An 11211-nucleotide genomic window follows, 5' to 3' on the forward strand; every position below is an offset into this window, starting at 1 on the left:
TTGTACGGATCTGATAGCCGCTCACCGCCGGTGATGATCACCGGCCGCTGTCGGTTGTGTCATCCACCATTCGGATCCGGGTCCCATGGGGGATTGGTGACGGTTGTGAGAAAAATTCCCCACCAGTCACTTCGGGGTCCGACCAGGGATCACTCCCTGGGATCGGTACGCCCCGGCCCCAATTCGGCGGGCAGATCGGTCGGAAGGCAGGTTTCCTGTGTGGCCGTGAACCATCCGGTGTAGCGGAACAATCGCCCGAGCGTGCGGCCACGCACCTCGATGTCGATGCGGTGGCGCTGCTGCTCCTCGTCCCACCACTCGCGGCCGATCGTCTCCGCCGACAGGAGACCCGGCGGCTTGATCGACCCACGCGGAGCGAGGAACCGGGGCAGACCGCTGTCGAGCCGCAGGCCACCGTCGGCGTCCGCGGAGCACTGGGTGTGCACCACCATGTCGGGGCCGGCACCGATGTAGTCGAGTGCGCCGCGCGATCCCACGACCATCACCGAGTCGAGTGCCACCTCGTGGCCGGGGAACTGGAAACGACGGACGAACGCGAGCGTGGGCCTGCCCAGCTCGTCCGTGTACGCGTGGTTGGCGATGGTGAAGGGGATGTTCTCGCCCGAGTCGGAGGGGACCATCCGCCGCTTGCCACCGAGCCACAGGGCCGGCGGCGGCAGCAGCGGAGAATGCGTGATGGTCTCCATGACACCGGTGCCGAACTGCGCCACATGATCGTCCGCACCGAAACCGAAGCGCCACTGCACCTTCGGGTGAAGCTTCTCGAACTCCGAGCCCATGACCTCGGACACGACGGATGTCATCGTCACTCCTCGCGCAGAACGCGGTCGCCGATCGACCGCCTGAACGCGAGGGTAGACCGTGTCAGCCCAGTTCCTCGGCCAGCTCCATCCACCGCTCCTCGACGGAGTCCTTCTCCGCGACGACGGTGAGCAGCTCGGCGTTGAGCGACTGCAGGGTCGCAGGATCCGTGGCCGCCTCCGCCAGCGAGGTGTGCAGTGCGCGCACACGATCGTCGAGCTTGACCAGGGACCGCTCGAGCTTCGAGAGTTCCTTGCGTGCGGCACGCTCGTCGGCGCCGCCCTTCGCCGCAGCCGGCTTCGTTCCCCCGCCCGACGTCATGCCTGGAGCCGCGTCGTCGGCCGCGGCGATTCGCGCGCGACGCCGCAGGTACTCCTCGATGCCACCCGGCAGGTTGGTGAGCTTGCCGTCGCCGAACAGAGCCCACGTCGAGTCGCAGACGCGCTCGATGAGGTACCGGTCGTGACTGATGACGATCATGGTGCCGGCCCAGCCGTCGAGCAGATCCTCGAGCTGCTGCAGCGTGTCGATGTCGAGGTCGTTGGTCGGCTCGTCGAGGAGCAGGACGTTCGGCTCGGACATCAGCACGCGTGTCAGCTGCAGTCGACGGCGCTCGCCACCGGACAGGTCACCGACGGGCGTGCGCTGCCGTGCAGGCGTGAAGCCCAGCCGCTCGGCGAGCTGTCCGGCAGAGATCTCCCTGTCGCCCAACTGGATTCGTTCCGCGACGTCCTGGACCGCCTCGAGCACGCGCATCCCGACGGGCAGGTCGTCGAGTTCCTGGCGGAGCCAGCCGATGCGGACCGTCGTGCCCTCGATGCGGCGGCCCTTCGCGGGTTCGAGCTCGCCGGCGATGGTGCGGAGCAACGTCGTCTTGCCGGAGCCGTTGACGCCGACGAGACCGATGCGCTCCCCCGGCGCGAGGCGCCACGTGAAGTCCTCCACCAGTACGCGGCCGTCCGGGGTCGCCAGCGTGGCGTCCTCGAGCTCGATGACGATGCGCCCCAGCCGGGTCTGCGCGAACTTCGACAACGCGACCGAGTCGCGCGGCGGCGGCACGTCCGAGATGAGGGCCTCGGCGGCCTCGATGCGGTAGCGCGGCTTCGAGGTACGAGCGGGCGGGCCGCGGCGCAGCCAGGCCAGCTCCTTGCGGGCGAGGTTGCGGCGACGATCCTCCGCGGCATCGGCCTGGCGAGAGCGCTCCGCGCGAGCGAAGATCCAGTCGGCATAGCCGCCCTCGTACGTCTCGACCTGACCGTTCACCACTTCCCAGGTGCGGGTGGCGACGGTGTCGAGGAACCACCGATCGTGGGTGACGACGACCAGTGCGGACCGCCGGTTCACCAGATGCTCCGCGAGCCACTGGACGCCCTCGACGTCGAGATGGTTGGTCGGCTCGTCGAGCACGAGCAGGTCGAGGTCCTGCACCAGCGCGGCGGCGAGCGCTGTGCGTCGGCGCTCACCGCCCGACAACTGCTCGACCGGTGCGTCGAGCCCGAGACCGGTGATGCCGATGCCGTCCAGAACGCTGCGGATCCGGGCGTCACCGGCCCACTCGTGCTCGGCGACACCGAGCGGTGCGAGGACGATGTCCCCGATGGTGGACCCGGGCGGCAGGACACCACGCTGCGTCACGACGGCCATCCGGAGGCCGCCCACGCGACTCACCCGGCCCGAGTCGGGCTGCTCGACGCCCGCGAGCACCTCGAGCATGGTGGTCTTGCCGTTGCCGTTCAGGCCCACGACGCCGATGCGCTCGTTCTCCTGGACACCGAGCGAGACTCCGTCGAGGAGCGGCTTCACGCCGAAGGATTTGGAGACCTGCTCCAGGTTGATCAGGTTGGCCATCAGTGTTGTCCCCGGTTCGTGTCGTTCTGGTCGCGTTCGGTGCGCACTCGCGCTCCGCTCACCGGTCCACGTGCCACACGTACCGTGCGGCAGACGCCGGCGCCGGACAGTTCCGCGCCGACCTCGACCGCATGGTCGGCAGAGGCGCAGAGGAAGGCGCAGGTGGGGCCGGACCCGGAGACGATGCCGGCGATGGCACCCGCCTCGGTGCCGGCGCGCAGGGTGCGGCGAAGGCCTGGTTCGAGGGACAGCGCCGCGGCCTGGAGGTCGTTGCCCAGGAGCGGCCCGACCCGCGCCGGATCGCCCGACGCCAGGGCCTGCATCAGCTCGTCGGGTGCGCCGAGGCGCGGCGGCGCTCCCCGTTCGCGCAGCCGGTCGAGTTCGCGGTAGACCGCGGGAGTCGAGAGGCCGCCCTTCGCGAGAGCGAGCACCCAGTGGAAGGAGTTGCGTGAGAGCACCGGCAGCAGCTTCTCGCCGCGACCCGTGCCGACGGCCGTGCCACCGGCGACGGAGAACGGGACGTCGCTACCGAGCTGCGCCGCGAAGTCCATGATCTTCTCGCGGGACAGGCCGAGGTTCCAGAGCGCGTCAAGCGCGACGACGGTCGCGGCCGCGTCGGCGCTGCCCCCGGCCATGCCCCCCGCGACGGGAATGCCCTTGTCGATGCTGATGGCGACGGCCGGCCGACGACCGGCATGGGCGGCGACGAGTTCGGCCGCCTTCCACGCCAGGTTGGTGTGGTCGGTGGGAACGATGCCCGCATCGTCCCCGTGCACGCTGACGGACAGTGTCTCCGCGGCCACGACGGAGACGTCGTCGACGAGGGAGAGCGCGTGGAAGACGGTGGTGAGTTCGTGGTAGCCGTCGGGGCGCAGGTCACCCACGGCAAGGTGCAGATTGACCTTGGCGGGAGCGCGGACCGAGACCGGCCGCGGAACGACTGTGAGCACGTCTCACCACTGTAGTCGGCGTGCGCCCGAGTACCGAACCGGATCGAGGACCCGAACTGTCCGCTGTCGGGTGCATCATGTCGACATGCGCGAGACGTCCGCCCGACTGCTGGCTCTGCTGTCGTTGCTGCAGACCCGGCGCGACTGGTCCGGGGCCGATCTGGCCGAACGGCTGCAGATCACCCCGCGCACCGTGCGCCGTGACGTCGACCGGCTGCGGTCGCTGGGCTATCCGGTGGACGGAACGGTCGGCGTCGGCGGCGGGTATCGGCTGGGTGCCGGCGCGGAGATGCCACCCCTGCTGCTGACGGACGACGAGGTGATCGCCGTGGCGCTCGGGCTGCAGAGCGGCGCGTCCGCGTCCGTCACCGGCACCGCTGAGTCGTCGATCGGTGCCCTCACCAAACTGCGGCAGGTGATGCCGTCACGGTTGCGTCACCGACTCGACGCACTGCAGATCGACGTCGTGCAGTCACGTCCGGTGCAGTCGAGCGTCGACGCGTCGGTACTGACGGCACTGGCGACCGTGTGCCAGAACCACGAACGCCTGCGGTTCGACTACCGCACCCACGGCGGGGACACCATGCGGCGTGAGGTGGAGCCGTACCGGCTCGTGCGGTCGGGGTTGCGGTGGTACCTCGTGGGCTGGGACCTCGCCCGTGAGGACTGGCGGTCGTTCCGCGTCGACCGCCTCGATCCGAAGGTGCCGACGGGGCCTCGCTTCACTCCTCGGGCCCTGCCCGAGGGCGGCGCCGCGGAGTTCGTGTCGAGGGGCATCGATCAGGCGTTCTCGGCCGCCCGCGGACGGGTCGTGCTGCACGTGCCGTTCGAACGGATCGAGGACCGCGTCGATCCGCAGTGGGGCACCCTCGCCCGGCTCGACGACGAGCGGTGCGAGGTCTCGATCACCGCGGACACCTACCCGTCGATGGCGCGGTGGCTCGCCGCCTTCGACGTGGACTTCACGGTGTGCGGCCCACAGGAGTTGATCGACGCCTGCGAGGTCGAATCACGGCGACTCGACCGTGTCGCCGCCCGATACGCCCGTGCCCGCGACGAGCACCGCCCGCGTCAGGACTCGTGACCACCGGTGGTCTGCGCCAATCGGACGAACGCGGCGGCGTCGAGCGTCTCCCCGCGTGCCGACGGGTCGATCCCCGCCTCGACGAGCCGCGTCTCCGCCATGGCCGCCGATCCGGCCCACCCCGCCAGAGCCGCACGTAACGTCTTGCGCCGCTGCGCGAATGCCGCGTCCACGACGGCGAACAGAGTGCGGCGGAACGTCTCGTCCATCGGCCACTGCGGATTCTCGTGCCGATCGACGCGCACCAGACCCGACTCCACCTGCGGCACCGGCCAGAACACCGAACGGCCCACGGCGCCCGCGCGGCGGACGTCGCCGAAGTACGCGGCCTTCACACTCGGCACCCCGTAGGTCTTGCTGCCGGGAGGAGCCGCCAGCCGGTCCGCCACCTCCGACTGCACCATCACCAGCGCGGTGCGCAGGGTGGGGATCAAGGCGAGCAGGTGCAGCAGCACCGGCACCGCCACGTTGTACGGGAGGTTGGCGACCAGTGCGGTCGGCGCGCCGGGAATCTCGTCGCGGCGCACGCGCAGGGCGTCGGCACCGACCACCGCCAACCGGTCGACTCGCGACTCGGCGCGCTCGGCGACGGTCTGCGGAAGACGCTGCGCCAGTACGGGGTCGATCTCGACGGCGACCACGTCGTGCACGACGTCGAGCAACGCCAGGGTCAGCGATCCGAGTCCCGGCCCCACCTCGAGCACCGTGTCGTCCGGACCGACTCCGGCCGCGGTCACGATGCGTCGCACCGTGTTCGCGTCGTGGACGAAGTTCTGGCCGAGGGTCTTGGTGGGCCGGACGCCCAGCTCGGCCGCGAGGGTGCGCACCTCCGCGGGCCCCAGCAGGCGGACGCGTGCCGGACCGGCTGCGGAATCGGACGCCGGCGAATCGGACGTCGGCGGGGAGACGGGAGGTTCGGACACGGGTGGAGCGTATGTCAGCGCAGCCCGAGCCTGCTGGTGCAGGAGGGCCAGGCGCCCCAGCCCTGGGTGCGCTGGGTCTGCGACGCGATCGCGATCTGCTCCTCGCGGGTGGCCAGGTCGGCGCGCGCAGCGTACTTGAGCCCGCCCTGCCGCTCCCAGGTGTTCTGGTCGAACTGCACGCCGCCGAAGAAGCCGTTGCCCGTGTTGATGGCCCAGTTCCCGGTGGCCTCGCACTGCGCGAGGGCGTCCCAGACGGCGCCGTTCTCGACCGGTGGCACCTCGGTGCCGGGCTTGGCACCGACGCGCACGGTCTTGGCGACCGGCGGTGTCGTGACGTCGGCCTTCACGAGCGTGCGGGAGACCTCGACACCGTTGACCTTGTTCACCGAGTAGGTCGCGTTCTGCTCGCCCGGAGCACCGGCGGACTCCTCGATCGTCTTGCTCATGTTCATCGTCGGGTCCTCGATGCGCTGATCCGGCGCGACGACGGGTTCGGTGACGCTGACGGTCTCCGTCCGATCGCGGGTCACCGTGACCACGGCGCCCTCGACGAGCGGCTCGTCCGCCGCGGGGGCGACCGTGTCGTTCTGTTCGAGAGGCGCACCGGCCGCGGCGAGGAACTCGCCGACGGTGGGTGCGGCGAGCCGCATCGGTGCGGGCGACGCGGCCCCGTCGGCGAGGGTCACGGACTTCGGCAGCACGACGTTGACGGAGGCACCGTCGAGCGGCAGCGGGTCGGACTCCGACTCGTCGATGTGGACGTCGGGAGCGATGCCCAACTGATCCTTGGCCTCGGCGACGGTGGAGGCGGTGGTCCACACCGTCGTCGGCGCACCGTCCACGGTGAGAGTCACCTCGCGGGCCCGCTTGAGTGTGACGGTCTCTCCGTCGGCGAGGGTCGCGTCCGCGGCGGGCGCGACCTCGTCCCGCTCGGTGGGCTGATATCCGGCGGCCTCGAGGGCGCTGCGGACGTCGGTGGTCATCGTGGAGAGCTGGACCTGCTGCCCGTCGACGTCGATCGTGACGGTCTTGTGGCGGGCCACGGCGACGCTCGCTCCCACGACGAGTGTGGCGAGAAGCGCGGCCACCACGACGTACAGCAGGCGGGACCGGGCGGAGTTGAGTCTGGCGACGTGCGACATCGTCACCGCGCTCCCGCCCCGGTGGACACGACTGGTCGAACGGACATCACGGACGAATAACGCAACTTCGATTTCCTTGCCGGGTCGAGACGATCACGAGGCCGAGAGGCTCGCATCGGGGTCATACGATCACGATACGGTAACGAGCGGGCACAGGTTCGGCAACTTAACGGCCTCGAGCAGCCCGTCGACCGTTCCTACCTTCCGGTAAGGGTCGTCGCGAGCCCCCCGGCCGATAGGGTCCGAGCCGACTGTTCACCTGCACCAGAACGGAAGGCTCTTCGTGAATCCGACCTCCCCACCGCGATCCGAACGCGGACGGTGGCACCGACTGCGCCGCCTCCCGGCGATCACCGCCGTCGTGGCACTCGTCGCGTTGGTGCTCGCACCCGCAGCGCAGGCCCAGCCGGCGCCCCCGAGCCCGGTGGAAGGTCGCACGTTCGCCATCGCCACCGACGTGACCTTCGCACCGTTCGAGTTCCAGAACTCCGACGGCCAGTTCGTCGGCATCGACATGGACCTGATCCGAGCGATCGCGGAGGACCAGGGTTTCCAGGTCGACATCCGGCCCCTCGGGTTCGACGCGGCGTTGCAGGCAGTGCAGGCGAACCAGGCCGACGGCGTCATCGCCGGCATGACGATCACGCCGGCACGCGAGGCCGTGTTCGACTTCTCCGAGCCCTACTTCGAGTCCGGCGTGCAGATGGCCGTGCTCGAGAACTCGTCGATCACCTCGTACGACGATCTCTCCGGGCAGCAGGTCGCGGTCAAGAACGGCACCGAGGGCGCCGACTTCGCGGAGAGCATCAAGGCGCAGTACGGCTTCACGACGCGGTACTTTGCCGACTCCGCGAGCATGTACGACGAGGTGCGCACCGGGAACTCGGTCGCCGTGTTCGACGACTACCCGGTGTTGCAGTACGGCATCACCCAGGGGAACGGTCTGAAGACGGTCACGGAGAAGGAGTCGCCGAGCAACTACGGCTTCGCCGTGAACAAGGGCGCGAACCCCGAGCTGCTCGCCGCGTTCGACACCGGACTGGCCAACCTGCGGTCGTCCGGCCAGTACGACGAGATCCTCGGTACCTACATCGGCGCCGCGGCGGACGAGACGGACAACTCGATCCCCGGACTGATCAAGAGCGAGTACAAGGAACTGCTGAAGGGCCTCTGGCTCACCATCGTCCTGACGGTCATCTCCATCGTGCTGGCCCTGATCCTCGGCGCCGTCTTCGGACTCTTCCGGGTGTCGACGAAGGCGTGGCTGCGCGGGATCGGCGCCACCTACGTGGCCATCTTCCGCGGCACGCCACTGCTGGTGCAGGCCTTCTTCATCTACTTCGGCATTCCCGCCGCGCTCAGCTTCCAGATGTCGGCGTTCACCGCCGGCATCATCACGCTGTCGCTCAACGCCGGTGCGTACATGGCGGAGATCGTCCGCGGCGGCATCCTGTCGGTGGACAAGGGCCAGATGGAGGCCTCGCGCAGTCTCGGCATCAGCTACCTGACGTCCATGCGCAAGGTCGTGATGCCGCAGGCGATCCGGACGATGATCCCGTCGTACATCAATCAGTTCGTCATCACGCTGAAGGACACCTCGATCCTGTCGGTGATCGGCCTCGCCGAACTCACCCAGTCGGGGCGGATCATCATCGCCCGCAACTTCCAGTCCTTCAACATGTGGCTGATCATCGGCGTCATGTACTTCGTCATCATCATGGCGTTGACGATGCTGTCGAACCGTCTCGAGAAGAGGATCAACAAGTGAGCACCGAGACCACCGCGCCCGACGCCGCTGCGGCCGAGGTCAAGATCCGCGCCATCGGACTGAAGAAGTCGTTCGGCGATCTCGAGGTGCTCAAGGGCCTCGACGTCGACGTCCACTCGGGCGAGGTGGTGTGTGTCATCGGCCCGTCCGGTTCCGGCAAGAGCACCTTCCTCCGGTGCCTCAACAAGCTCGAGGACATCACGGGCGGCACGGTCGTGGTCGACGGTTTCGACCTGACCGATCCGAAGGTGAACCTCGACTCCGTGCGCCAGCACATCGGCATGGTGTTCCAGCACTTCAACCTCTTCCCCCACATGAGCGTCATCGAGAACGTGATGCTCGCGCCCGTGGAGACGAAGAAGTCGGACAAGTCGAAGGCGCGCGAGAACGCCGTTCGTCTGCTGGCCCAGGTGGGCCTCGCCGACAAGGAGAACGCGAAGCCGGCGCAGTTGTCCGGTGGGCAGAAGCAGCGCGTCGCCATCGCACGTGCACTGGCGATGGACCCGGACATCATGCTGTTCGACGAGGCCACGAGTGCGCTGGACCCCGAGATGGTCGGCGAGGTCCTGCAGGTCCTCCGCGATCTGGCGAAGGGCGGCATGACGATGGTCGTCGTCACGCACGAGATGGGCTTCGCCCGCGAGGTGTCCGACCGTGTGATCTTCATGGCGGAGGGGTACATCGTCGAGGAGGGTTCGCCGGACGACCTGTTCGGCAACCCGCAGCACGAGCGAACGAAGGACTTCCTCGACAAGGTCCTGTGAGACGCGGGCCCCGCACCGAGAAGCCGCTACATCGACGAGAGGCACGACAGTGAGCGACGACCAAGAGATCATGCAGAAGATCACGGCGAAGATCGACGCTCGGTTGGGTGCGCAGACGAACGGTCTGCAGAACGAGGTGCCGCCCGGAGCGAGCACGCAGGACGACGACGAGGACGGTGAGCGCGGTCCCCTGGGCCGCGACTACCACCTCGCGGGCAAGTACGCGCAGGCTCTGGCCATCAACGAGCCCAGCGTGATCGACCGTGCCGAGTTCGATCGACTGGTGGAGACGTACGGAGACGACGACTGATCCGTCGCCGCGACCCGATCGTGACCTGAGCATCGGTAACGATCGGGTGGTGGTCGCCGACACACCCTTCGACCGCCGAGCAGAACGCTCGGTACGGACACCCTGGAGGCTCGGTGACCACTCTCCCGCGTTCGATGGCCGTTCTCGCCGTGGCGGCCTGCGCCGCCGCCGCCGTGTCGTGCGGTTCCGCCGGTACGACCGGGACGGCGCTCCCCGCCGACGACCCGGCACCCTCGTCGTCCGCCCCGGCGCCCGCACCGGCACCCGCGCCGGAGACGAGGGTGGAGACGCAGACCGAGACGGTCACCGTGCCCGCACCCGCACCCGCACCGGCGCAGCCGGCGCAGGTGGTGCCGTGCGTCGATCCCAGTTCGCTGAACGTGCGCACCGCCGTGGCGAACCTGGGCACCGACTCGCAGGGCGGGGCCTTCGTGATCGACGATCACACGCCCGGCACCAGCGCGGACCGATGTCCGACGCTCGAATGGGCGCGGGCGACGGGGACCGGCATCCGGAACGGCACCGTGCAGTCGCACGTCCTGTTCTTCACCAACTCGGGTGACTACCTCGGGACCGCGACGTCCGACGCGTACAGCTACACCTCGGTGGTCGGCGCGACCGACAGCACCGTCACCGTGCGCTATCGCTGGCTGAACGAGAGCGACGCGTTCTGCTGCCCGTCCAACACCTCGTACGTCGACTTCACGCTGGACGGCGGGACCATCGTCCCGGACGGGCAGTTCCCGCCCCCGAACTAGAGGCGGTAGACCCGCTCGGCCGTCGCGGTCGCCGACGCCGCGACGTCCTCGGCGGTGCGGCCGGTCGCGTCCGCCAGAGCGCGCGCCGTGTAGGGAAGGCAGTAGGGCTCGTTCGGTGCACCGCGATACGGATTCGGTGTCAGGAACGGGGCGTCGGTCTCGAGCAGGTACTGCCCGTCCGGCACCAACTGGGCCGCTTCCCGCAACTCGTGGGAATTCTTGAAGCTCACCGTCCCGGAGAAGCTGAGCACGTAGCCGGCGTCGACGCACACCTGCGCCATCTCGGGACCCGACGAGAAGCAGTGGAAGATCACCGTCTCCGGCGCGCCCTCGTCGAGGAGAACCGCGAGAACGTCGTGGTCCGCGTCGCGGTTGTGGATCATGAGCGGCTTGCCGACGCGCTTCGCCAGATCGATGTGCCAGCGGAAGCCCTCGACCTGCTCCTCCACCGCGGCGCAGCCGTCGAGCTTCCCCGGCCAGTAGTAGTCGAGCCCCGTCTCCCCCACGGCGACGGTGCGGGGATCTCGCGCGAGGCGTTCGATCTCCGCGCGGACCTCGTCGGTGAGCACGTTCGCGCGCGTCGGATGGATCGCGGTGGCGGCGTACACGCGGGAATCCCAGTGCGCGGCGGCGACAGCGAAGCGAGCAGCGTCCAGGTCGTCCGCGACGGTGACGACGCGTCCGACGCCCACCGATGCGGAACGATCGAGGATCGCCGCGACCGACGCTGCATCGGTGGCCCCACACGCGTCGAGGTGCGTGTGCGCGTCCACGAGCGGTGCGAGCGGAGTGGGCAAGTCGGGGGCGGGACGGTCTCTCGGCACGAAAGATAGAGTAGGCGC

General features: G+C 69.1%; 11 protein-coding genes. 5 read left to right on the plus strand and 6 right to left on the minus strand.

Annotated features, from left to right (window positions below; all coding sequences use genetic code 11):
• Nucleotides 1-149: 149 nt before the first annotated feature.
• The 3 genes from OHB23_RS19250 to OHB23_RS19260 all read right to left on the minus strand — a co-directional run bounded on the left by OHB23_RS19250 (nucleotide 150) and on the right by OHB23_RS19260 (nucleotide 3620).
• The gene (locus OHB23_RS19250; RefSeq protein WP_328810187.1) at nucleotides 150-824 is read right to left on the minus strand and encodes a DUF4166 domain-containing protein; all 675 of its coding nucleotides are present in this window, start codon (nucleotides 822-824) and stop codon (nucleotides 150-152) included.
• A 61-nt stretch (nucleotides 825-885) separates the two neighbouring features.
• Nucleotides 886-2670, minus strand: coding sequence for an ABC-F family ATP-binding cassette domain-containing protein (locus OHB23_RS19255; protein ID WP_328810188.1), 1785 nt, complete (start codon nucleotides 2668-2670; stop codon nucleotides 886-888).
• On the minus strand, nucleotides 2670-3620 hold the full coding sequence (locus tag OHB23_RS19260; RefSeq protein WP_328810189.1) for a 4-(cytidine 5'-diphospho)-2-C-methyl-D-erythritol kinase: 951 nt from the start codon (nucleotides 3618-3620) through the stop codon (nucleotides 2670-2672). The genes OHB23_RS19255 and OHB23_RS19260 overlap by 1 nt, the downstream gene beginning before the upstream one ends.
• Before the next feature lie 85 nt (nucleotides 3621-3705).
• Here OHB23_RS19260 and OHB23_RS19265 point away from each other — a divergent pair, with 85 nt between their 5' ends.
• Nucleotides 3706-4704, plus strand: coding sequence for a helix-turn-helix transcriptional regulator (locus OHB23_RS19265; protein WP_027504085.1), 999 nt, complete (start codon nucleotides 3706-3708; stop codon nucleotides 4702-4704).
• Here OHB23_RS19265 and rsmA read toward each other — a convergent pair.
• Nucleotides 4692-5549, minus strand: coding sequence for a 16S rRNA (adenine(1518)-N(6)/adenine(1519)-N(6))-dimethyltransferase RsmA (rsmA, locus tag OHB23_RS19270; protein ID WP_051613059.1), 858 nt, complete (start codon nucleotides 5547-5549; stop codon nucleotides 4692-4694). The two genes, OHB23_RS19265 and rsmA, sit on opposite strands and share 13 nt — an antisense overlap.
• Before the next feature lie 92 nt (nucleotides 5550-5641).
• Nucleotides 5642-6769 carry a resuscitation-promoting factor gene (locus OHB23_RS19275; RefSeq protein ID WP_222629006.1) on the minus strand — a complete coding sequence of 376 codons (1128 nt, stop codon included), beginning with the start codon at nucleotides 6767-6769 and terminating at the stop codon, nucleotides 5642-5644.
• 379 nt (nucleotides 6770-7148) lie between these two features.
• Between OHB23_RS19275 and OHB23_RS19280 the strand changes: the two genes are divergently transcribed.
• From OHB23_RS19280 to OHB23_RS19295, 4 genes are all read left to right on the plus strand, one after another.
• Nucleotides 7149-8537 (plus strand): amino acid ABC transporter substrate-binding protein/permease, encoded by a 1389-nt coding sequence (locus OHB23_RS19280; RefSeq protein WP_373425295.1) that lies wholly within the window; start codon nucleotides 7149-7151, stop codon nucleotides 8535-8537.
• Complete coding sequence (locus OHB23_RS19285; protein ID WP_081821039.1) at nucleotides 8534-9301, plus strand: amino acid ABC transporter ATP-binding protein; 768 nt, start codon at nucleotides 8534-8536, stop codon at nucleotides 9299-9301. Before OHB23_RS19280 ends, OHB23_RS19285 begins: the two co-directional genes overlap by 4 nt.
• Nucleotides 9302-9350: 49 nt before the next feature.
• Nucleotides 9351-9611, plus strand: coding sequence for a hypothetical protein (locus tag OHB23_RS19290; protein ID WP_027504090.1), 261 nt, complete (start codon nucleotides 9351-9353; stop codon nucleotides 9609-9611).
• A 113-nt stretch (nucleotides 9612-9724) separates the two neighbouring features.
• Nucleotides 9725-10369: an LppP/LprE family lipoprotein gene (locus tag OHB23_RS19295; protein ID WP_328810191.1), complete on the plus strand. Its 645-nt coding sequence runs from the start codon at nucleotides 9725-9727 to the stop codon at nucleotides 10367-10369.
• On the opposite strand, the gene OHB23_RS19300 is transcribed toward OHB23_RS19295, so the two are convergent.
• Entirely contained in the window at nucleotides 10366-11193 is an 828-nt protein-coding gene (locus OHB23_RS19300) for a TatD family hydrolase (RefSeq protein WP_328810192.1), read from the minus strand. The two genes, OHB23_RS19295 and OHB23_RS19300, sit on opposite strands and share 4 nt — an antisense overlap.
• Nucleotides 11194-11211: the final 18 nt, after the last annotated feature.

This window comes from Rhodococcus sp. NBC_00294 (assembly GCF_036163995.1).
Lineage (GTDB): Bacteria > Actinomycetota > Actinomycetes > Mycobacteriales > Mycobacteriaceae > Rhodococcoides.